General features: G+C 54.4%; 14 protein-coding genes, 2 tRNA genes, 2 rRNA genes and 1 riboswitch. Of the genes, 12 read left to right on the top strand and 6 right to left on the bottom strand.

All coding sequences use genetic code 11. The features are described from left to right. Window positions 1-3: 3 nt before the first annotated feature. The 4 genes from fsa to argE all read right to left on the bottom strand — a co-directional run bounded on the left by fsa (window position 4) and on the right by argE (window position 5,696). Window positions 4-666: a fructose-6-phosphate aldolase gene (gene fsa / locus HV242_RS23005; RefSeq protein WP_050737738.1), complete on the bottom strand. Its 663-nt coding sequence runs from the start codon at window positions 664-666 to the stop codon at window positions 4-6. A gap of 128 nt (window positions 667-794) precedes the next feature. Continuing rightward, window positions 795-1,559, bottom strand: coding sequence for a helix-turn-helix transcriptional regulator (locus tag HV242_RS23000; RefSeq protein WP_050737737.1), 765 nt, complete (start codon window positions 1,557-1,559; stop codon window positions 795-797). 63 nt (window positions 1,560-1,622) lie between these two features. After that, a complete protein-coding gene (gene ppc / locus HV242_RS22995) occupies window positions 1,623-4,274 on the bottom strand; it encodes a phosphoenolpyruvate carboxylase (protein WP_014172182.1) in 2,652 nt (883 codons plus the stop codon). Window positions 4,275-4,544: 270 nt separating this feature from the next. Beyond that, entirely contained in the window at window positions 4,545-5,696 is a 1,152-nt protein-coding gene (gene argE / locus HV242_RS22990; RefSeq protein WP_020883942.1) for an acetylornithine deacetylase, read from the bottom strand. Between the two features lie 88 nt (window positions 5,697-5,784). Here argE and argC point away from each other — a divergent pair, with 88 nt between their 5' ends. The 4 genes from argC (at window position 5,785) to oxyR (ending at window position 10,268) form a co-directional block, all read left to right on the top strand. After that, window positions 5,785-6,789 (top strand): N-acetyl-gamma-glutamyl-phosphate reductase, encoded by a 1,005-nt coding sequence (gene argC / locus HV242_RS22985; RefSeq protein WP_050737736.1) that lies wholly within the window; start codon window positions 5,785-5,787, stop codon window positions 6,787-6,789. Window positions 6,790-6,795: 6 nt separating this feature from the next. Continuing rightward, entirely contained in the window at window positions 6,796-7,572 is a 777-nt protein-coding gene (gene argB / locus HV242_RS22980) for an acetylglutamate kinase (protein WP_086462987.1), read from the top strand. Window positions 7,573-7,650: 78 nt separating this feature from the next. Further along, window positions 7,651-9,024 (top strand): argininosuccinate lyase, encoded by a 1,374-nt coding sequence (gene argH, locus HV242_RS22975; protein ID WP_014172177.1) that lies wholly within the window; start codon window positions 7,651-7,653, stop codon window positions 9,022-9,024. Window positions 9,025-9,350: 326 nt separating this feature from the next. After that, entirely contained in the window at window positions 9,351-10,268 is a 918-nt protein-coding gene (oxyR, locus tag HV242_RS22970) for a DNA-binding transcriptional regulator OxyR (protein ID WP_014172176.1), read from the top strand. Here oxyR and sthA read toward each other — a convergent pair. Continuing rightward, window positions 10,251-11,651, bottom strand: a complete 1,401-nt coding sequence (gene sthA / locus HV242_RS22965) for a Si-specific NAD(P)(+) transhydrogenase (protein ID WP_050737735.1) — start codon at window positions 11,649-11,651, stop codon at window positions 10,251-10,253. The two genes, oxyR and sthA, sit on opposite strands and share 18 nt — an antisense overlap. Window positions 11,652-11,847: 196 nt before the next feature. Here sthA and fabR point away from each other — a divergent pair, with 196 nt between their 5' ends. Both fabR and HV242_RS22955 read left to right on the top strand, forming a co-directional pair. Beyond that, entirely contained in the window at window positions 11,848-12,486 is a 639-nt protein-coding gene (gene fabR, locus HV242_RS22960) for an HTH-type transcriptional repressor FabR (protein ID WP_008501784.1), read from the top strand. Window positions 12,487-12,495: 9 nt separating this feature from the next. After that, the gene (locus HV242_RS22955) at window positions 12,496-12,855 is read left to right on the top strand and encodes a YijD family membrane protein (RefSeq protein ID WP_020883939.1); all 360 of its coding nucleotides are present in this window, start codon (window positions 12,496-12,498) and stop codon (window positions 12,853-12,855) included. A gap of 41 nt (window positions 12,856-12,896) precedes the next feature. Here the strand turns inward: HV242_RS22955 and trmA are convergent, their stop codons facing one another. Further along, on the bottom strand, window positions 12,897-13,997 hold the full coding sequence (trmA, locus tag HV242_RS22950) for a tRNA (uridine(54)-C5)-methyltransferase TrmA (protein WP_049022991.1): 1,101 nt from the start codon (window positions 13,995-13,997) through the stop codon (window positions 12,897-12,899). A gap of 104 nt (window positions 13,998-14,101) precedes the next feature. After that, window positions 14,102-14,277, top strand: a riboswitch (cobalamin riboswitch). A 66-nt stretch (window positions 14,278-14,343) separates the two neighbouring features. On the opposite strand from trmA, the gene btuB reads away from it, so the two are divergent. The 6 genes from btuB (at window position 14,344) to HV242_RS22920 (ending at window position 22,260) form a co-directional block, all read left to right on the top strand. After that, the gene (gene btuB / locus HV242_RS22945; RefSeq protein ID WP_063858712.1) at window positions 14,344-16,194 is read left to right on the top strand and encodes a TonB-dependent vitamin B12 receptor BtuB; all 1,851 of its coding nucleotides are present in this window, start codon (window positions 14,344-14,346) and stop codon (window positions 16,192-16,194) included. Then, entirely contained in the window at window positions 16,139-16,990 is an 852-nt protein-coding gene (gene murI / locus HV242_RS22940; protein WP_044868765.1) for a glutamate racemase, read from the top strand. Before btuB ends, murI begins: the two co-directional genes overlap by 56 nt. A gap of 383 nt (window positions 16,991-17,373) precedes the next feature. Then, window positions 17,374-18,913, top strand: a 16S ribosomal RNA gene (locus tag HV242_RS22935). A 70-nt stretch (window positions 18,914-18,983) separates the two neighbouring features. Next, window positions 18,984-19,060: transfer RNA gene (locus tag HV242_RS22930), tRNA-Ile, on the top strand. A 38-nt stretch (window positions 19,061-19,098) separates the two neighbouring features. Beyond that, window positions 19,099-19,174: transfer RNA gene (locus tag HV242_RS22925), tRNA-Ala, on the top strand. Between the two features lie 180 nt (window positions 19,175-19,354). Continuing rightward, window positions 19,355-22,260, top strand: a 23S ribosomal RNA gene (locus HV242_RS22920). The 16S and 23S rRNA genes sit together here with 2 tRNA genes alongside, the layout of an rRNA operon.

The following is a 22,260-nucleotide window of genomic DNA, read 5'->3' as shown; positions in this document are numbered from 1 at the left end:
CCCTTAGAGGTTGAGGTTACCAAACGCGTTTTTCCAGTCGTGCTCAAACTTCTCTATGGCTGACTCTACCGCTGGGGTGCCGAGCATTTGTTGCGCTACATCTAAAGGAAGCGTGATTGCTTCACATCCGGCGAGCAGGCAGTCCAGCGCCTGACGTGGTGTTTTGAAGCTTGCGGCCAGCACGTTGCTTTCGGGCGCGTGGCGTTCGAGCAGGGATTGCAGCTCCTGTACCATACGAATGCCGTCCCCGCCCTGAGCGTCGACGCGGTTAACATACGGTGCGACATATTTCGCTCCCGCCAGCGCGGCCAGTAAACCCTGGGCGGCGCTGTAAACGGCCGTACCCAACGTGGTTATGCCCTCTTTTTTCAGCATTTTTATCGCCATAAGGCCCTGTGCGGTCACCGGGATTTTCACCACGATGTCAGGAATGGCGTTACTCAGGCGTTTGGCTTCTGCCACCATCCCTTCGGCTTCACGGCTCATGGTCTGGGCAAACAGCGTACCCTGGGGCCCGATGGCGTTTTGCAGACGCGGCAGTACGTTCCAGAGGGTTTCGCCGCTGGCAGCTACAATGCTCGGGTTGGTGGTGACACCGGCAATCGGAAAAATGCGCGCCAGGCGCTCAACCTCTGCCACGTTGGCGGTATCCAGATACAGTTCCATTATTTTTCCTTAAGTCAGAAAGGTTAACTTAAGGATAAGGTGGGGCTGCTGGCCGGGGATACAGGTCAATTTTGCCAAATACTGGACAAATGTAATGTGCTTAGTGAAGTGAGAGGGCGATCACAATGCTAGTTTTTGGCAGTCAGCTGGCTGTGATACTGGCGGCGGTATTCAGAAGGGGAGCGTTCGGTATGTTTACGAAAGAGGCGACAGAAGTAGTTGCTGTCTGTAAAGCCGCAGCGGGCGGCAATGTCTTTGATTTTTAGGTCATAACCCTTGAGCAACTGGCGCGCGTGTTCCAGACGCGTTTGGGTCAGGTATTCATTGAACCCCACGTTCCCGGTCTTCTGAAACAGATGTGAAAGGTAGTTGGGTGAAATATAAAACGCCCGCGCCACGGAATCGCGGGTCAGCGGTGAGGCGTGATGTTCATCGAGATAGCGTCGGATGGCTTCAAACAAAGCGCGACTGCGGCTGTCAGTGTGAATGTCGCTGCCAAGAAGATCGCGACAGTGGCTGAGCATACTCAGTACCACCAGTCTGGCCGTTTCCTGTTCATCAGGCTGCATCTGCAGCTCGGCCAGCGTTTGCAGGAGAAACGCTCCGGTTCGGGGGCCGCGCCGGGCAACCTGCTGGTGCTGTATAAGCACGTTATCCCGATAAAGACGAAGCGACAGCTGCTGTTTACCGAAGCTGATGCTGAGCGCGTGACCGGTATGAAGTAACCCCTCCGCAGAGGAAGAAAACCACGCTTCGCAGGCATTATCGAGGTTAATGACCAGGCAAGGCGTTGTGCGGGAGTGTGGGTCGGGCGGGGTGAAAAACCGTACGTCACGTAGCGCGACGGTGCCATTAATGAGGTCGGTCAGAAGGGTGCTGATGTCGTGGTGCATGGCGTGAATACCGGATTTCGCCCGGCAGCGTTAGCGCTGCCGGGCCTGTATGAAGCCAATGGATTAGCCTGTGTTACGCATACCTGCCGCAACGCCTGCAATCGTCACCATCAACGCCTGTTCGACGCGTGGATCCGGCTCTTTACCTTCTTCTTCCGCCAGACGTGAACGGTGCAGCAGCTCCGCCTGCAGGACGTTCAGGGGGTCGGTGTAGATGTTACGCAGCTGGATGGACTCGGCAATCCACGGCAGATCCGCCATCAGGTGCGAGTCGTTAGCAATGTCCAGCACCACTTTGATGTCGTCTTCCAGCAGTTCGCGCAGCTCTTTACCCAGCGTCCACAGCTCAGGCTTCACCAGACGCTGATCGTAGTATTCCGCCAGCCACAGGTCTGCTTTCGAGAAGACCATCTCCAGCATACCCAGACGGGTGGAGAAGAACGGCCAGTCGCGGCACATGGTTTCCAGTTCGTTCTGTTTGCCATCTTCCACCACTTTCTGCAGCGCCGCGCCTGCGCCCAGCCAGGCGGGCAGCATCAGACGGTTCTGGGTCCAGGCGAAGATCCACGGGATGGCTCGCAGAGACTCTACGCCACCGGTCGGGCGGCGCTTAGCCGGACGTGAACCCAGCGGCAGTTTACCCAGCTCCTGCTCAGGGGTAGCTGAACGGAAGTAAGGCACAAAATCTTTGTTTTCACGCACGTAACCGCGGTACAGATCGCAGGAGATATCTGACAGCTCGTCCATGATATGGCACCAGGACTCTTTCGGCTCTGGCGGTGGCAGCAGGTTCGCTTCCAGAATCGCACTGGTGTAGAGCGACAGGCTGCTGATGGTCACTTCCGGCAGGCCATACTTGAAGCGGATCATTTCGCCCTGTTCGGTCACACGCAGGCCGCCTTTCAGGCTTCCCGGCGGTTGTGACAGCAGTGCCGCATGTGCTGGTGCGCCACCACGGCCAATCGAGCCGCCGCGTCCGTGGAACAGCGTCAGTTCGATGCCTGCTTTTTCACAGGTCTTGATCAACGCGTCCTGTGCCTGATACTGCGCCCAGGATGCCGCCATGACGCCCGCGTCTTTTGCGGAGTCGGAATAGCCAATCATCACCATCTGTTTGCCCTGAATAAAGCCGCGGTACCAGTCGATGTTCAGCAGCTGCGTCATGACGTCGTTGGCGTTGTTCAGGTCATCAAGGGTTTCAAACAGCGGTGCAACCGGAAGGGCATAGTCGATACCGGCTTCTTTGAGCAGAAGGTGAACACCCAGCACGTCAGACGGCGTTTTCGCCATGGAGATCACATAGGCAGCCACCGATCCTTTCGGCGCATCAACGATCGCTTTACAGGTGTTGAGCACCTCGCGGGTTTCGTTGCTTGGCTCCCAGTTACGTGGCAGCAGGGGGCGCTTGGAGTTCAGTTCGCGGATCAGGAAGGCTTGTTTGTCCGCTTCAGACCAGCTTTCATAGTCGCCGATGCCGAGATAGCGGGTCAGTTCGCCCAGCGCTTCGGTATGACGGGTGCTTTCCTGACGGACGTCAATACGCACCAGCGGCACGCCGAAACACTTCACGCGGCGCAGGGTGTCGAGCAGTTCGCCATTCGCGATGATGCCCATTCCGCAGGCCTGCAGTGATTTATAGCAGGCATACAGCGGCTCCCAGAGCTGCTCGTTCTGGCTCAGCAGGCCTTCCGGCTTTGGCAGGCGCTGGCCTTTCAGACGCGCTTCCAGCCAGGCCTGCGTCGCCATCAGTTGGCCACGCAGTTTTTTCATCAGGAAACGATACGGCTCGCTGGCACCTTCTTCGCCAGCCAGCGCGCGCAGTTCCGGCGTGGCCTCTACCATCGACAGCTCGGAGATCAACACCTGAATATCTTTCAGGAACAGGTCGGTTGCTTTCCAGCGGCTCAACAGGAGCACGTGGCGGGTAATTTCCGCGGTGACGTTCGGGTTGCCGTCTCGGTCGCCGCCCATCCAGGAGGTGAAGCGCACCGGCACAAAATCGACCGGCAGGCGGTAATCCAGATTCGCTTCCAGCTGCTCGTTCAGCTCACGCAGGTAGTTCGGCACCCCTTCCCACAGGCTATTTTCCACTACTGCAAAGCCCCATTTGGCTTCGTCGACCGGGCTTGGACGATGCTTACGAATTTCATCGGTGTGCCAGGACTGGGCAATCAGCTGGCGCAGACGGCGCATCAGCTGGTTGCGCTCGTAGTCAGCAATGTCTTTGTTATCCAGCTGCTTGAGGCAGTTGTTCACTTCCACCATTTTGTGGATCAGGGTGCGGCGAGTGATTTCGGTTGGGTGAGCGGTCAGAACCAGCTCCAGCGAAAGGGACTCCACCGCTTTTTTGATGATGTCTTCGTTGAGGTCTGGCTGGTCTTTCAGTTTACGAAGCGTACGGGCAATGACTTCCGGGTTGCTGGCAGCTTCGCCATTCGGCGAAATGCTGTGGTATTGCTCAGCGGTATTTGCCAGGTTCAGAAACTGGCTGAAGGCGCGGGCAACGGGCAGCAGCTCATCGTTAGAAAGGTTCTGCAAGGTGGTGAGCAGCTCCTGACGACTGGCCTCGTTACCTGCACGGGAAGATTTTGACAGCTTGCGGATGGTTTCAACGCGGTCGAGGATGTTTTCCCCCAACGCATCTTTGATGGTATCTCCAAGCACTTTGCCGAGCATACTGACATTACTACGCAACGCGGAATATTGTTCGTTCATAAAAACCCAGTCACCCCATCATTTTTGTTTATGCCCAATCGAAAATCTTTTGGACAATATTTTGTCATCTCCCTTTATAAAGCCACGTAAAACCCCCGTCGTCAATTGCTGCGAAAACGGTTCAGCAAACGAATAAATGTGGGTAATTTACGAAATTTAATTCGCTTTGCGTCAGATAAGAGATGCTTATGGGAATGTGACGAAGATCGCGGGATTTGTTGCCCTTACCCTGACCCTCTCCCACCGGGAGAGGGAACCCTCAGGGGCATTTTAATGCCAGCAGAAGTGATGCACGACCTGGGTAATCAGTTCACGGGTCGGTTTGATAAAGCGCGTTTCCAGATATTCATCCGGCTGGTGGGCCTGGTTGATGGAACCGGGGCCAAGCACCAGCGTAGGACACAGGGTCTGAATAAACGGTGCTTCGGTGCAATAGTTCACCACGTCGGTTTTCTCGCCGAGCAGCTTTTCCACGACTTCAACCAGTTGATGATCCGGCGGACATTCGTAGCCAGGGATCGGCGGATGAAGCTCGGAGACCGTCAGGCGGCCCGGCCAGCGCTCGCTGACCGGCGCCAGCGCTTCGGTCAACAGGCCGTCGAGATCGCTCAGCGTCATGCCCGGCAGCGGACGGATATCCATATGCAGTTCGCAGCAGGCGCAGATACGGTTGGATGCATCACCACCGTGCAGGCTGCCGAGGTTCAGCGTCGGATAAGGCACGGTGAATGCGTCGTAGTGATAACGCTCTTTCAGCGAGTCGCGCAACTGCATGATGCGGCCAATGGCGTCGTGCATCAGTTCGATGGCGTTGACGCCGCGCGCCGGATCGCTGGAGTGGCCTGACTGGCCCAGCACGCGCACCGCCGTGGAGATATGGCCTTTGTGGGCACGGATTGGCTGCAGTGACGTTGGTTCACCAATAATGGCGCAATCCGGGCGAATTGAGGTGTTTTCAGAGAAGTAGCGCGCCCCGGCCATGCTGGTCTCTTCATCGGCAGTGGCCAGAATGTAGAGCGGTTTCTTCAGCGTTGTCACGTCCACGTCACGCAGCGCATCGAGGATAAAAGCAAAAAAGCCTTTCATATCGGCGGTGCCCAGACCGTAAAGCTTGTTGTCATGCTCGGTCAGGGTGAACGGATCGCGCGTCCAGCGGCCATCGTCAAAGGGAACGGTATCGGTATGACCGGCCAGCAGCAGGCCGCCGGCACCCTGTCCGGTACTGGCGAGCAGGTTAAATTTATGGCGTGTTCCGGGAACGGGCTGAACCTCAACGTTAAACCCAATATCGCTAAACCAACCTGCCAGCAGATTGATTAAAGACTCATTGCTCTGATCCAGCGCTTCTTCGGTCGCACTGATGGAGGGTGTGGCAATCAGGGCGCGGTAAATCTCGATAAATGGCGGTAAGTTCATTTTCATTGTTGACACACCTTAGGTCGTGATAGTATCAATATTCATGCAATAAATGTGAATAAAAATACATTAACGTTGAGCATAAAGGAACCCGATGTTGAATACGCTGATTGTAGGCGCTAGCGGTTATGCGGGCGCAGAGCTTGTAAGCTACGTGAATCGCCATCCTCATATGACCATAACCGCTTTGACCGTGTCAGCGCAAAGCAATGATGCAGGAAAGTTAATTTCCGATTTGCATCCGCAACTTAAAGGCATTGTTGATCTGCCGCTGCAGCCAATGTCTGACATCCGCGCGTTCACCGACGGCGTCGACGTGGTGTTTTTAGCTACCGCGCACGAAGTCAGCCACGACCTGGTTCCGCACTGTCTGGCGGCCGGCTGTGTGGTGTTCGACCTCTCCGGCGCCTTCCGTGTGAATGACGGCGCGTTCTACGAAAAATATTACGGTTTCACCCATCAACACCCTGAGCTGCTGGAAAAAGCGGTATACGGCCTGGCGGAGTGGAGCACAGATAAACTGAAGGAAGCGGATCTGGTTGCCGTGCCGGGCTGTTATCCGACGGCGGCACAGCTTTCTCTGAAGCCGCTGATCGACGCAGACCTGCTGGATCTGAACCAGTGGCCGGTGATCAACGCCACCAGTGGTGTCAGCGGCGCGGGGCGTAAAGCCGCTATTGCCAACAGCTTCTGCGAAGTGAGCCTTCAGCCGTATGGCGTGTTCAATCACCGCCATCACCCTGAAATCACGACGCATCTGGGTGCGGATGTCATCTTCACGCCGCATCTGGGCAGCTTCCCGCGTGGGATCCTCGAAACCATCACCTGCCGACTGAAACCCGGCGTGACCCACGAACAGGTGAGCGCAGCCTTTACGCAGGCCTATGCGGACAAACCGCTGGTGCGTCTGTACGACAAAGGCGTGCCGGCGCTGAAAAACGTGGTTGGCCTGCCATTCTGCGACATCGGCTTTGCCGTGCAGGGTGAGCACCTGATTGTGGTGGCTGCGGAAGATAACTTACTTAAAGGCGCTGCCGCACAGGCAATGCAGTGTGCAAATATTCGTTTCGGTTTCCCGGAAACCCAGGCTCTTATTTAAGGTGTGATGATGAACCCATTAATTATCAAACTCGGTGGTGTACTGCTGGACAGCGAAGAAGCGCTGGAGCGTCTTTTTACCGCGCTGGTGAACTATCGCGAATCACACCAACGTCCGCTGGTGATTGTGCACGGCGGCGGCTGCGTGGTTGATGAGCTGATGAAAGGGCTCAACCTGCCGGTGAAAAAGAAAAATGGCCTGCGCGTCACGCCTGCTGACCAGATTGACATTATTACCGGTGCCCTGGCGGGGACGGCGAACAAAACGCTGCTGGCGTGGGCGAAGAAACACCATATCGCCTCTGTCGGTCTGTGTCTGGGCGATGGTGACAGCGTAAAAGTGACCCAGCTCGACGAAGAGCTCGGACACGTTGGACTGGCACAGCCTGGTTCGCCTAAGCTGATTAACATGCTGCTGGAAGGAGGATTCCTGCCGGTGGTGAGCTCTATCGGGGTGACCGAAGAGGGCGAACTGATGAACGTCAATGCAGACCAGGCGGCAACGGCTCTGGCGGCTACGCTTGGCGCGGACCTGATTCTGCTCTCTGACGTAAGCGGTATTCTCGACGGCAAAGGCCAGCGTATTGCGGAAATGACCGCAGCGAAAGCCGAACAGCTTATCGAGCAGGGTATTATTACCGACGGCATGATCGTCAAAGTCAATGCGGCGCTGGATGCCGCGCGTACGCTCGGACGTCCGGTGGACATCGCCTCCTGGCGCCACGCGGAGCAACTCCCGGCGTTGTTTAACGGCACGCCGATTGGCACGCGTATTCTGGCGTAAGCAATTTACCGATTCTGCAGGCCCGGTCAGCGCAGCGCAGCCGGGCAATGAAATTCAAAGATATTAAGGAAGCATGTTATGGCACTTTGGGGTGGGCGTTTTACACAGGCAGCGGATCAACGGTTCAAACAGTTCAACGACTCTTTGCGCTTCGACTACCGCCTGGCCGAGCAGGATATCGTCGGCTCTGTGGCCTGGTCCAAAGCGCTGGTCACCGTGGGCGTCCTGACCGCAGACGAACAGCTGCAGCTGGAAGAGGCGCTGAATAACCTGCTGGAAGAGGTGCGTCTGGACCCGCAGCAGATCCTCGCCAGCGATGCGGAAGATATTCACAGCTGGGTGGAAGGGAAACTCATTGATAAAGTCGGCCAGCTGGGTAAAAAACTGCATACCGGGCGTAGCCGTAACGACCAGGTCGCGACTGATCTGAAATTGTGGTGTAAAGATACCGTTGGTGAACTGCTGGCAGCCAACCGTCAGCTGCAGGGCGCGCTGGTGGAAACCGCGCAGAACAACCAGGACGCGGTGATGCCGGGTTATACCCACCTGCAGCGCGCGCAGCCGGTAACCTTTGCCCACTGGTGTCTGGCCTACGTTGAGATGCTGGCGCGTGATGAAAGCCGTCTGCAGGATACCCTGAAGCGTCTGGACGTGAGCCCGCTGGGCAGCGGTGCGCTGGCAGGGACGGCCTATGAAATCGACCGTGACCAGCTGGCAGGCTGGCTGGGCTTTGCTTCAGCCACCCGTAACAGCCTGGACAGCGTCTCTGACCGTGATCACGTGCTGGAGCTGCTTTCCAATGCGTCTATCGGCATGGTGCATCTGTCGCGCTTTGCCGAAGACCTGATTTTCTTCAACTCCGGTGAAGCCGGGTTTGTTGAGCTGTCTGACCGCGTGACGTCAGGCTCCTCCCTGATGCCACAGAAGAAAAACCCGGATGCGCTGGAGCTTATCCGCGGTAAGTGTGGCCGTGTGCAGGGCGCGCTGACCGGCATGATGATGACCCTGAAAGGGCTGCCGCTGGCGTATAACAAAGATATGCAGGAAGACAAAGAAGGGCTGTTCGACGCGCTCGATACCTGGCTGGACTGCCTGCATATGGGCGCGCTGGTGCTGGATGGCATTCAGGTGAAACGCCCGCGTTGTCAGGAAGCGGCGCAGCAGGGCTATGCAAACTCGACCGAGCTTGCCGATTACCTGGTGGCGAAAGGCGTACCGTTCCGTGAAGCGCACCATATTGTCGGTGAAGCGGTGGTTGAAGCCATTCGTCAGGGTAAGGCGCTGGAAGCGTTGCCGCTGACCGACCTGCAGAAATTCAGTGCGGTTATCGGTGATGATGTGTATCCGATTCTGGCGTTGCAGTCTTGTCTGGATAAGCGTGCAGCGAAAGGCGGCGTGTCACCGAAGCAGGTCGCGCAGGCGATTGCGGATGCGAAAAACCGGCTGGTTTGATGAGTGCGGGCTGGTGCCCTCACCCCGCCCTCTTCCACGGGGAGAGGGCGTAAACACTAAAAATGGCAACTTCGGTTGCCATTTTGCTTTTATCCCCGGCCTTTTTTACGCAAAAAAAATGCGGACCACGGGGTCCGCAAAAGTTCACGTTGGCTTTAGTTGTTCGAGTTTTGAGAGAAACTCGCTGACGGTGCGGGGACGTCAAGGGTCAAACACGTGCCGCCTCGTCTATGTGGTGTATTATTCAACAGAATGCTTGATAGGGATAATCGTTCGTTGCTATGCTATCTATCGCCATGAACTATCGTGGCGACGGAGGATGAATAATGAATATTCGTGATCTTGAATACCTGGTAGCGTTAGCCGAGCACCGCCATTTTCGCCGCGCGGCAGATTCCTGCCACGTCAGCCAGCCTACCCTGAGCGGCCAGATCCGCAAGCTGGAAGACGAGCTGGGCGTGATGCTGCTGGAGCGCACCAGTCGTAAGGTACTGTTCACCCAGGCAGGTCTGCTGCTGGTGGATCAGGCGCGCACCGTGCTGCGCGAGGTCAAAGTGCTCAAGGAAATGGCAAGCCAGCAGGGGGAGGCGATGTCCGGCCCGTTGCATATTGGCCTGATCCCAACCGTTGGCCCGTACCTGTTGCCGCACATCATTCCAATGCTGCATCAGACGTTCCCGAAACTCGAAATGTATCTGCATGAAGCGCAAACCCATCAGCTGCTGGCGCAGTTAGACAGCGGCAAGCTCGACTGTGCCATTTTGGCGCTGGTCAAAGAGAGCGAAGCTTTTATTGAGGTGCCACTGTTTGATGAGCCCATGATGCTGGCGATCTATGAAGATCACCCGTGGGCGAACCGCGATCGCGTGCCGATGGCCGATCTGGCCGGTGAAAAACTGCTGATGCTGGAAGATGGTCACTGCCTGCGCGATCAGGCGATGGGCTTCTGCTTCGAAGCGGGTGCTGACGAGGATACCCATTTCCGCGCAACCAGCCTTGAAACGCTGCGTAATATGGTGGCGGCGGGCAGTGGGATCACATTGCTGCCGGCACTGGCCGTGCCGCGCGAACGTAAACGTGACGGCGTGGTTTATCTGCCATGCATTAAACCAGAGCCACGTCGTACCATTGGTCTGGTTTATCGTCCGGGTTCACCGCTGCGCAGCCGCTATGAGCAGCTGGCAGAGGCCATCCGTGGTTCGATGGATGGCCATTTTGACAATGCGTTAAAACAGGCGGTTTAAACCGTTCAGTGCCGCGACCCGATAGGCTTCCGCCATGGTCGGGTAGTTGAAGGTGGTGTTAACGAAGTACTCGATGGTGTTACCACCACCTTTTTGCTCCATGATCGCCTGGCCGATATGAATAATCTCCGCCGCGCGTTCACCAAAGCAGTGAATACCGAGGATCTCTTTCGTCTCGCGATGGAACAGGATCTTCAGCGTACCCACGCTCATTCCCACGATTTGCGCCCTCGCCAGATGTTTAAACTGTGCGCGACCCACCTCGTAAGGCACCTTCATTGACGTCAGCTGCTGCTCGGTTTTCCCGACGGAGCTGATTTCCGGGATGGTATAAATACCTGTCGGAATATCTTCGATCAGATGTGCCGTCGCTTCGCCTTTCACCAGCGCCTGTGCCGCGATGCGTCCCTGATCGTATGCTGCAGAAGCCAGGCTTGGATAACCGATAACATCACCGACGGCATACACATGCGGCAGGGCTGTCTGGTACATGCTGTTCACCTTCAGCTGACCGCGGCTGTCGGTTTCGAGCCCGATATTTTCCAGAGCCAGAGAATCGGTGTTACCGGTACGGCCGTTGGCGTACAGCAGGCAGTCTGCTTTCAGCTTCTTGCCCGATTTCAGATGCATGATCACACCGTCGTCGCAGCCTTCAATTTTCTCGTACTCTTCGTTGTGGCGAATCACCACGCCGCTGTTCCAGAAGTGGTAAGAGAGCGAGTCTGACATTTCCTGATCGAGGAAGGCCAGCAGGCGGTCGCGGGTGTTGATCAGGTCAACTTTCACGTCCATGCCCCGGAAGATCGACGCATATTCGCAGCCAATCACCCCTGCGCCATAGATAATCACATGACGGGGTTCGTGGTGCAGGCTCAGGATGGAATCGCTGTCGTAAATGCGCGGGTGGGAGAAGTCCACGTCTGCCGGATGGTACGGGCGTGAACCACAGGCGATGACAAATTTTTCCGCCGTGATGGTTTCGACCGATCCGTCGTGGCATTCGAGTGCCAGGGTGTGTTCATCAACAAAGTGCGCATTGCCCTGCAAAATTTCACAGTGGTTACGCTCATAAAACCCCTGGCGCATCCGCGTCTGCTGGTTAATAACGGTATCCGCATGATTCAGGATGTCAGCAAAGGAGGAACGAAGAAGTCGGGAGTGGTCGCTGTAAAGAGGGTTCTGGTTAAATTCAATAATGCGGCTAACGGCATGGCGGAGGGCTTTGGAAGGGATGGTGCCCCAATGGGTGCAACCGCCGCCAACGTTATGGTAGCGCTCTATCACCGCTACTCTGGCTCCCTGTTTCACCAGTCCCATAGCAGCGCCTTCGCCGCCGGGGCCGGAACCTATCACAATTGCGTTGTAATCGTAGGAATGTGGCATGGTAAGGCTTACCTGTTCTTATACATAAAAGCAACAGAATCATAACATCATTGCCCGAGTAACCCAATTATCGTTGTGCTTTTTTCCGGCAGTGGAGCACAAACCGTACGTAAACAATCATTCACAAAGCCAGGCAAACAGATTAATTTTATTCTCTGGTATAGTGCCATCAGGCCTTTGGAAGGATTCAACTATCGTGATGGGCGTAAGAGCACAACAAAAAGAGAAAACCCGGCGTTCGCTGGTGGAAGCCGCATTCAGTCAACTGAGTGCCGAGCGTAGTTTTGCCAGTTTAAGCCTGCGTGAAGTTGCGCGCGAGGCCGGGATTGCGCCAACGTCCTTCTATCGTCATTTCCGTGATGTGGATGAACTGGGTCTGACCATGGTCGACGAGAGCGGTCTGATGCTGCGTCAGCTTATGCGCCAGGCGCGGCAGCGTATCGCTAAAGGGGGGAGCGTGATCCGCACCTCTGTGTCGACCTTTATGGAATTTATTGGCAATAACCCCAACGCGTTTCGCCTGCTGTTGCGGGAACGTTCCGGAACATCAGCCGCGTTCCGTGCCGCTGTGGCGCGTGAAATTCAGCATTTTATCGCGGAACTTGCCGACTATCTTGAACTCGAAAACCATATGCCGCGTGCGTTCACTGAAGCACAGGCTGAGGCGATGGTGACGATTGTTTTCAGCGCGGGTGCCGAAGCGCTGGATGTCAGCATCGAACAACGCAAGCAGCTCGAAGAGCGACTGGTATTACAGCTCAGGATGATCTCCAAAGGCGCGTACTACTGGTATCGCCGTGAACAAGAGAAACTGGCACATCAAACCGAAGAGTGAAGGTGAGTAATGAAACAGTCAGGTCAGGATAAGGGTACGCTGTTGCTGGCATTGATCGCTGGCTTATCAATTAATGGCACGTTTGCGGCTGTGTTCAGCTCGATCGTTCCATTTTCTATTTTCCCGCTTATTGCGCTGGTGCTGACGGTGTACTGTCTGCATCAGCGTTACCTGAACCGCACCATGCCGGTCGGGTTGCCTGGGCTGGCCGCGGCCTGCTTTATTCTTGGCGTGTTGCTGTATAGCACCGTGGTGCGTGCAGAGTATCCGGATATCGGTTCTAACTTCCTGCCGGCGGTACTCTCTGTGGCACTGGTGTTCTGGATTGGCTCGCGCATGCGTAGCCGCAAGCACGAGCTGCCGGAGTAAGAGAGTGGGGTTGCAGGCAGGTTGACCGGCCTGCCATCACGTTACTTCGCGGTAAGAAGTACGCCGCACTCCATATGGTGCGTATACGGGAACTGATCGAAGAGAGCCAGACGTTCAACATTGTGCGTCTGGCTTAATGTTTCGAGATTCTTGCACAGCGTTTCCGGGTTACAGGAAATGTACAAAATACGCGGGTACGCCTGCACCATCTTCTCGGTTTCGCTGTCCAGGCCACTGCGCGGCGGATCGACAAAAATCGTCTCACACTGGTAGCTCTTCAGATCGATCCCCTCCAGGCGATTAAACTGTCGTACGCCATTCATGGCCTGCGTGAACTCTTCTGCAGACATACGGATGATCTGCACATTGTCGATGTGATTGGCGGCAATGTTGTACTGTGCAGCGGCAACGGACGGCTTGGCAATCTCCGTCGCCAGGACGCGCTCAAAGTTACGCGCCAGCGCCAGGGAGAAGTTGCCGTTCCCGCAGTACAGCTCTAGCAGATCGCCCTTTGACCCTTCGGTCGCCTTCAGCGCCCAGTCCAGCATCTGTACGTTCATTGCCGCGTTTGGCTGGGTAAAGCTGTTCTCAACCTGGCGGTACACCATCTCTTTTCCCGCCACCGACAGACGTTCGTCGATGAAATCCTGATCCAGCATGATTTTGGTTTTTGTCGCACGACCAATCAGGTGAACGTTGATGTTCTGCGCGCGCAGGGCATCGCGCAGCGCTTCTGCCTGCTCGCGCCATTCATCATTCAGCGCTTTGTGATACAGCAGAGAGACGATCGCCTGGTTGCTTTGTGTGGTCAGATAATCAATCTGGAACAGCTTGTGGCGCAGCACAGGGTTGTTGCGTACGCCGTCGATCATCAGCGTCATGAGCTGGTTGATGAGTTCACTCGCCGCCGGGAAACTGTCAACCCGAATGCGGGACTTCGTCTGCTGATCGAAAATGATGTGGTACAGGTCGTCACCTTCGTGCCAGATGCGGAATTCCGCACGCATGCGGTAGTGGCTAACGGGCGAGCGGAACACCTCAGGAACGGGCGCGTTGAAAGGCGTCATCATACTTTGCAGGCGGACAACTTTCTCTGCCAGCTGTGCGTCGTACTGTTCTGTTGGGAGGTGTTCGGGGGTCATGATGCGTCCTGAGTGATAAAGAATTACGCGGGGATTGTAGGGATTGTGCAGTGGATGTCCAGATTTAATGGCCAATAGCTATCTGGACATCTATACGTGTCTAATTGTAGCATTCTGTTTCCGGTCTCCTGAGAGTGAAAAGGGAATCCAGTGAAAATCTGGAGCTGACGCGCAGCGGTAAAGACTGGCGGGATGAGAATTGTAGACACTGTGAAAATGGGAAGTCTTCATCCGCAAAACGCCACCTAGCCCGAAGACCTGCCGGGATCACGTCGCATTTGGTTTCGTCATCGCGTGCTATAGATGAAGCCTGCGGCATCCTTCTTATATTGTGGATGCTTTAACAATGATTAAAAAAGTATCGCTGTTGACGGCGTTGTCCGTCACGGCATTTTCGGGCTGGGCGCAGGATAGCGACGACTCGTTGGTGGTGACAGCAAACCGTTTTGAGCAACCTGTTAATACCGTTCTTGCACCAACGTCTGTGGTGACGCGCGAGGATATTGATCGCTGGCAGGCAAAGAGTGTTGTTGAAGTGATGTCGCGTTTACCCGGGGTAGATATCGCGCAAAGTGGCGGCCTGGGCGCAACCTCTTCAACATTTATTCGCGGTACGGAATCCCGCCATGTTCTGGTGTTGATTGATGGTATTCCTCTAAACAATGCAGGGATCAGCAATGTTCCTGACCTTAGCCAAATTCCAACATCGCTGATTCAACGCATCGAATATATTCGCGGTCCGCGTTCTGCGCTGTATGGCTCTGACGCGATTGGTGGCGTGATCAATATCATCACAGGGCGAGATAAACCGGGTGCAGAAATTTCTGCAGGCGTAGGTTCTAAGGGGTATCAGACCTATGATGGTTCTTTCCAGCAAGTACTGGAAAAAACCAAAATCACCATGGCGGGTAATTACACTTATACCCGTGGTTTCGATATCGGTGCGAAAGATGCTCCGCGTCAACCGGATCGTGACGGTTTTATGAGTAAGTCACTTTACGGTTCTGTGGAACAGCAAATTACCGATAGCGTAAGTGGTTTTTTCCGCGGCTTTGGTTACGACAATCGCACTGCGTATGACGGCTATGACCATTACGATGCTAACTTTAACGTTGATGGACGACCGGATACGCGCCAACTCTACAGTCAAAACTGGGATACGGGCCTGCGCTACAGTCAGGGGATATTTAAATCGCAGTTGGCCATAGGTTATGGTCGCAGCAAAGATCAGAACTATGACCCGAAGAAAGGGCGTTATTCAGATTCCGCAACGACGGACGATGTGAAGCAGTACACCACACAGTGGTTAAATTCCCTTGAAGTAGGTCATGGTAATATAGGTGCGGGCCTGGACTGGCAGAAACAAAAAACTCAGGCTGGTTCTAGTACTATGGATAACGGCTATGAGCAGCGCAATACGGGCGTCTTCCTCTCGGCGATGCAGCAATTTGATAGCCTCACGCTAGAAGCTGCGGCACGTAACGATGATAACTCGAATTTTGGCAATCATGCTACGTGGCAAACCAGTGCTGCGTGGGAGTTTATCGATGGTTACCGGATTATTGGTTCATATGGCACGGCTTATAAAGCACCGACAATGAGCCAGATTCACAGTGAGAAATATGGCAATCCTGACCTTAAGCCTGAAGAGAGTAAACAGTGGGAAGGGGGCTTTGAAGGTTTGACGGGGCCGGTTAACTGGCGCGTAACAGGTTATCGTAACGACATTGATAACCTCATTGGCTACGACGCAAACTACCGTTACTACAATGTGGACGAAGCCCGTATCAAAGGCATTGAAGCCACGGCGCAGTTTGAAACAGGTCCGGTAGGGCACCAGATTTCCTATGACTATGTTGACCCACGTAACACCAAAACCAATGAAGTTCTGGCTCGCCGTTCTAAGCAACAGGTTAAGTATCAGCTTGATTGGCAGGTATGGGATCTTGACTGGAACGTTTCCTATCGTTATTTGGGTACACGCTATGACGTTGCGGTCGATCCGAATACCTATTCTACAGAACGTGTGAAAATGGGCGGCGTAAGCCTGTGGGATGTCGCAGTTTCATATCCTGTCACCTCTCACCTTACAGTTCGTGGTAAAATAGCCAACCTGTTCGATAAAGATTACGAGACAGTTTATGGCTACCAAACTGCAGGACGGGAATACACCTTGTCTGGCAGCTACACCTTCTAATCCGCGTCCCACCGTGCTGGTATTTGATTCCGGCGTCGGTGGGCTTTCGGTCTATGATGAGATCCGACATCTTCTGCCGGATCTCCATTACATTTACGCCTTTGATAACGTCGCGTTCCCGTATGGGGAAAAGAGTGAAGACTTTATTGTTGAGCGTGTGGTTGAAATCGTCACCGCGGTACAAAAGCGTTATCCCCTCTCGCTGGCGGTCATCGCCTGTAACACGGCCAGTACAGTATCGCTTCCTGCATTGCGCGGAAAATTCCAGTTCCCGGTTGTGGGCGTTGTTCCTGCAATAAAGCCTGCCGCACGTCTGACGGCAAATGGCATTGTTGGTTTACTGGCAACGCGAGGCACGGTGAAGCGACCTTATACGCGCGAGTTAATCGACCGCTTTGCCAACGAATGCCAGATTGCGATGCTCGGTTCGGCGGAACTGGTCGAGATCGCCGAAGCGAAGCTGCACGGAAAGGCAGTGCCGCTCGAAGAATTGCGCCGTATTCTCCGCCCGTGGCTGCGGATGCCGGAGCCACCGGACACCGTTGTGCTGGGGTGTACCCATTTCCCTCTATTACAGGAAGAGTTATTAGAAGTTCTGCCTGAGGGCACGCGGCTGGTGGATTCGGGGGCGGCTATAGCCCGACGTACGGCCTGGTTGCTGGAACATGAAGCCCCGGATGCAAAATCTGCCGATGCAAACATCGCTTTTTGTATGGCCATCACCAACGAGACCGAGCAACTTTTGCCCGTTTTACGCCGTTATGGCTTTGAAACGCTCGAAAAACTGGCGCTGTAGCACGATTTTGAGCAAAAAAGAGACGGTTGAACGTTTTTTTTAAAAGAGGGGTTGTCAACGTCTGAGAACTCCCTATAATGCGCCTCCACTGACACGGAACAACGGCTTACAAGCCGCCGGGTTAGCGGGGTTCAGAGATGAACACCAACAGAGAAAAGCAAAAATAAATGCTTGACTCTGAATGAGGAAAACGTAATATACGTGACCTCGCGACGGTGAGCTGTAAGCCGCGTCGCAACTGCTCTTTAACAATTTATCAGACAATCTGTGTGGGCACTCAAAGTGACATGGATTCTTAACGTCCTCGGACGAAAAATGAATACCAAGTCTCTGAGTGAACATACGTAATTCATTACGAAGTTTAATTCACGAGCATCAAACTTAAATTGAAGAGTTTGATCATGGCTCAGATTGAACGCTGGCGGCAGGCCTAACACATGCAAGTCGAACGGTAGCACAGAGAGCTTGCTCTCGGGTGACGAGTGGCGGACGGGTGAGTAATGTCTGGGAAACTGCCTGATGGAGGGGGATAACTACTGGAAACGGTAGCTAATACCGCATAACGTCGCAAGACCAAAGAGGGGGACCTTCGGGCCTCTTGCCATCAGATGTGCCCAGATGGGATTAGCTAGTAGGTGGGGTAACGGCTCACCTAGGCGACGATCCCTAGCTGGTCTGAGAGGATGACCAGCCACACTGGAACTGAGACACGGTCCAGACTCCTACGGGAGGCAGCAGTGGGGAATATTGCACAATGGGCGCAAGCCTGATGCAGCCATGCCGCGTGTATGAAGAAGGCCTTCGGGTTGTAAAGTACTTTCAGCGGGGAGGAAGGTGTTGTGGTTAATAACCGCAGCAATTGACGTTACCCGCAGAAGAAGCACCGGCTAACTCCGTGCCAGCAGCCGCGGTAATACGGAGGGTGCAAGCGTTAATCGGAATTACTGGGCGTAAAGCGCACGCAGGCGGTCTGTCAAGTCGGATGTGAAATCCCCGGGCTCAACCTGGGAACTGCATTCGAAACTGGCAGGCTAGAGTCTTGTAGAGGGGGGTAGAATTCCAGGTGTAGCGGTGAAATGCGTAGAGATCTGGAGGAATACCGGTGGCGAAGGCGGCCCCCTGGACAAAGACTGACGCTCAGGTGCGAAAGCGTGGGGAGCAAACAGGATTAGATACCCTGGTAGTCCACGCCGTAAACGATGTCGACTTGGAGGTTGTGCCCTTGAGGCGTGGCTTCCGGAGCTAACGCGTTAAGTCGACCGCCTGGGGAGTACGGCCGCAAGGTTAAAACTCAAATGAATTGACGGGGGCCCGCACAAGCGGTGGAGCATGTGGTTTAATTCGATGCAACGCGAAGAACCTTACCTACTCTTGACATCCAGAGAACTTAGCAGAGATGCTTTGGTGCCTTCGGGAACTCTGAGACAGGTGCTGCATGGCTGTCGTCAGCTCGTGTTGTGAAATGTTGGGTTAAGTCCCGCAACGAGCGCAACCCTTATCCTTTGTTGCCAGCGGTCCGGCCGGGAACTCAAAGGAGACTGCCAGTGATAAACTGGAGGAAGGTGGGGATGACGTCAAGTCATCATGGCCCTTACGAGTAGGGCTACACACGTGCTACAATGGCGCATACAAAGAGAAGCGAACTCGCGAGAGCAAGCGGACCTCATAAAGTGCGTCGTAGTCCGGATTGGAGTCTGCAACTCGACTCCATGAAGTCGGAATCGCTAGTAATCGTAGATCAGAATGCTACGGTGAATACGTTCCCGGGCCTTGTACACACCGCCCGTCACACCATGGGAGTGGGTTGCAAAAGAAGTAGGTAGCTTAACCTTCGGGAGGGCGCTTACCACTTTGTGATTCATGACTGGGGTGAAGTCGTAACAAGGTAACCGTAGGGGAACCTGCGGTTGGATCACCTCCTTACCTTAAAGAACCTGCCTTTGTAGTGTCCACACAGATTGTCTGATGAAAAACAGCAGTAAAAAACCTCTACAGGCTTGTAGCTCAGGTGGTTAGAGCGCACCCCTGATAAGGGTGAGGTCGGTGGTTCAAGTCCACTCAGGCCTACCAAATCTGTCATGCAGATTTGAAGAGGTTGGTCATACGATGGGGCTATAGCTCAGCTGGGAGAGCGCCTGCTTTGCACGCAGGAGGTCTGCGGTTCGATCCCGCATAGCTCCACCATCTTTTACTGCGAAAACAAGAAAACTTCAGAGTGAACCTGAAAAGGTGCACTGCGAAGTTTTGCTCTTTAAAAATCTGGATCAAGCTGAAAATTGAAACGACACACATGTTATGTGTGTTCGAGTCTCTCAAATTTTCGCAAGTCGATGGTGAATCGAAAGAAACATCTTCGGGTTGTGAGGTTAAGCGACTAAGCGTACACGGTGGATGCCCTGGCAGTCAGAGGCGATGAAGGACGTGCTAATCTGCGAAAAGCGCCGGCGAGGTGATATGAACCTTTGACCCGGCGATGTCCGAATGGGGAAACCCAGTGTGATTCGTCACACTATCGTTAACTGAATACATAGGTTAACGAGGCGAACCGGGGGAACTGAAACATCTAAGTACCCCGAGGAAAAGAAATCAACCGAGATTCCCCCAGTAGCGGCGAGCGAACGGGGAGCAGCCCAGAGTCTGAATCAGCTTGTGTGTTAGTGGAAGCGTCTGGAAAGTCGCACGGTACAGGGTGACAGTCCCGTACATGAAAGCACACAGGCTGTGAACTCGAAGAGTAGGGCGGGACACGTGGTATCCTGTCTGAATATGGGGGGACCATCCTCCAAGGCTAAATACTCCTGACTGACCGATAGTGAACCAGTACCGTGAGGGAAAGGCGAAAAGAACCCCGGCGAGGGGAGTGAAAAAGAACCTGAAACCGTGTACGTACAAGCAGTGGGAGCCTCTTTTATGGGGTGACTGCGTACCTTTTGTATAATGGGTCAGCGACTTATATTCTGTAGCAAGGTTAACCGTATAGGGGAGCCGAAGGGAAACCGAGTCTTAACTGGGCGTTAAGTTGCAGGGTATAGACCCGAAACCCGGTGATCTAGCCATGGGCAGGTTGAAGGTTGGGTAACACTAACTGGAGGACCGAACCGACTAATGTTGAAAAATTAGCGGATGACTTGTGGCTGGGGGTGAAAGGCCAATCAAACCGGGAGATAGCTGGTTCTCCCCGAAAGCTATTTAGGTAGCGCCTCGTGAATTCATCTTCGGGGGTAGAGCACTGTTTCGGCTAGGGGGCCATCCCGGCTTACCAACCCGATGCAAACTACGAATACCGAAGAATGTTATCACGGGAGACACACGGCGGGTGCTAACGTCCGTCGTGAAGAGGGAAACAACCCAGACCGCCAGCTAAGGTCCCAAAGTCATGGTTAAGTGGGAAACGATGTGGGAAGGCACAGACAGCCAGGATGTTGGCTTAGAAGCAGCCATCATTTAAAGAAAGCGTAATAGCTCACTGGTCGAGTCGGCCTGCGCGGAAGATGTAACGGGGCTAAACCATGCACCGAAGCTGCGGCAGCGACACTATGTGTTGTTGGGTAGGGGAGCGTTCTGTAAGCCGTTGAAGGTGTCCTGTGAGGGGTGCTGGAGGTATCAGAAGTGCGAATGCTGACATAAGTAACGATAAAGCGGGTGAAAAGCCCGCTCGCCGGAAGACCAAGGGTTCCTGTCCAACGTTAATCGGGGCAGGGTGAGTCGACCCCTAAGGCGAGGCCGAAAGGCGTAGTCGATGGGAAACAGGTTAATATTCCTGTACTTGGTGTTACTGCGAAGGGGGGACGGAGAAGGCTATGTTAGCCGGGCGACGGTTGTCCCGGTTTAAGCATGTAGGCGGAGGTTCCAGGTAAATCCGGTTCCTTGTTAACGCTGAGGTGTGATGACGAGGCACTACGGTGCTGAAGTAACAAATGCCCTGCTTCCAGGAAAAGCCTCTAAGCATCAGGTAACATCAAATCGTACCCCAAACCGACACAGGTGGTCAGGTAGAGAATACCAAGGCGCTTGAGAGAACTCGGGTGAAGGAACTAGGCAAAATGGTGCCGTAACTTCGGGAGAAGGCACGCTGATATGTAGGTGAAGCCCCTGCGGGTGGAGCTGAAATCAGTCGAAGATACCAGCTGGCTGCAACTGTTTATTAAAAACACAGCACTGTGCAAACACGAAAGTGGACGTATACGGTGTGACGCCTGCCCGGTGCCGGAAGGTTAATTGATGGGGTTAGCGGCAACGCGAAGCTCTTGATCGAAGCCCCGGTAAACGGCGGCCGTAACTATAACGGTCCTAAGGTAGCGAAATTCCTTGTCGGGTAAGTTCCGACCTGCACGAATGGCGTAATGATGGCCAGGCTGTCTCCACCCGAGACTCAGTGAAATTGAACTCGCTGTGAAGATGCAGTGTACCCGCGGCAAGACGGAAAGACCCCGTGAACCTTTACTATAGCTTGACACTGAACACTGGTCCTTGATGTGTAGGATAGGTGGGAGGCTTTGAAGCGTGGACGCCAGTCTGCGTGGAGCCAACCTTGAAATACCACCCTTTAATGGCTGGTGTTCTAACGTAGACCCGTGATCCGGGTTGCGGACAGTGTCTGGTGGGTAGTTTGACTGGGGCGGTCTCCTCCCAAAGAGTAACGGAGGAGCACGAAGGTTAGCTAATCCTGGTCGGACATCAGGAGGTTAGTGCAATGGCATAAGCTAGCTTGACTGCGAGAGTGACGGCTCGAGCAGGTGCGAAAGCAGGTCATAGTGATCCGGTGGTTCTGAATGGAAGGGCCATCGCTCAACGGATAAAAGGTACTCCGGGGATAACAGGCTGATACCGCCCAAGAGTTCATATCGACGGCGGTGTTTGGCACCTCGATGTCGGCTCATCACATCCTGGGGCTGAAGTAGGTCCCAAGGGTATGGCTGTTCGCCATTTAAAGTGGTACGCGAGCTGGGTTTAGAACGTCGTGAGACAGTTCGGTCCCTATCTGCCGTGGGCGCTGGAGAATTGAGGGGGGCTGCTCCTAGTACGAGAGGACCGGAGTGGACGCATCACTGGTGTTCGGGTTGTCATGCCAATGGCACTGCCCGGTAGCTAAATGCGGAAGAGATAAGTGCTGAAAGCATCTAAGCACGAAACTTGCCCCGAGATGAGTTCTCCCTGAGACTTTAAGTCTCCTGAAGGAACGTTGAAGACTACGACGTTGATAGGTCGGGTGTGTAAGCGCAGCGATGCGTTGAGCTAACCGATACTAATGAACCGTGAGGCTTAACCTT

It is taken from the genome of Enterobacter sp. RHBSTW-00593, assembly GCF_013784105.1.
Classification (GTDB): Bacteria; Pseudomonadota; Gammaproteobacteria; order Enterobacterales; family Enterobacteriaceae; genus Enterobacter; species Enterobacter ludwigii.
This window is presented reverse-complemented; position numbering and strand designations above follow the sequence as displayed.

Bases quoted from the DNA above. Each gene is read 5' to 3' on its own strand.
- fsa (WP_050737738.1), bottom strand. From the start codon at position 666: ATGGAACTGTATCTGGATACCGCCAACGTGGCAGAGGTTGAGCGCCTG.
- HV242_RS23000 (WP_050737737.1), bottom strand. From the start codon at position 1,559: ATGCACCACGACATCAGCACCCTTCTGACCGACCTCATTAATGGCACC.
- ppc (WP_014172182.1), bottom strand. From the start codon at position 4,274: ATGAACGAACAATATTCCGCGTTGCGTAGTAATGTCAGTATGCTCGGC.
- argE (WP_020883942.1), bottom strand. From the start codon at position 5,696: ATGAAAATGAACTTACCGCCATTTATCGAGATTTACCGCGCCCTGATT.
- argC (WP_050737736.1), top strand. From the start codon at position 5,785: ATGTTGAATACGCTGATTGTAGGCGCTAGCGGTTATGCGGGCGCAGAG.
- argB (WP_086462987.1), top strand. From the start codon at position 6,796: ATGATGAACCCATTAATTATCAAACTCGGTGGTGTACTGCTGGACAGC.
- argH (WP_014172177.1), top strand. From the start codon at position 7,651: ATGGCACTTTGGGGTGGGCGTTTTACACAGGCAGCGGATCAACGGTTC.
- oxyR (WP_014172176.1), top strand. From the start codon at position 9,351: ATGAATATTCGTGATCTTGAATACCTGGTAGCGTTAGCCGAGCACCGC.
- sthA (WP_050737735.1), bottom strand. From the start codon at position 11,651: ATGCCACATTCCTACGATTACAACGCAATTGTGATAGGTTCCGGCCCC.
- HV242_RS22955 (WP_020883939.1), top strand. From the start codon at position 12,496: ATGAAACAGTCAGGTCAGGATAAGGGTACGCTGTTGCTGGCATTGATC.
- trmA (WP_049022991.1), bottom strand. From the start codon at position 13,997: ATGACCCCCGAACACCTCCCAACAGAACAGTACGACGCACAGCTGGCA.
- btuB (WP_063858712.1), top strand. From the start codon at position 14,344: ATGATTAAAAAAGTATCGCTGTTGACGGCGTTGTCCGTCACGGCATTT.
- murI (WP_044868765.1), top strand. From the start codon at position 16,139: ATGGCTACCAAACTGCAGGACGGGAATACACCTTGTCTGGCAGCTACA.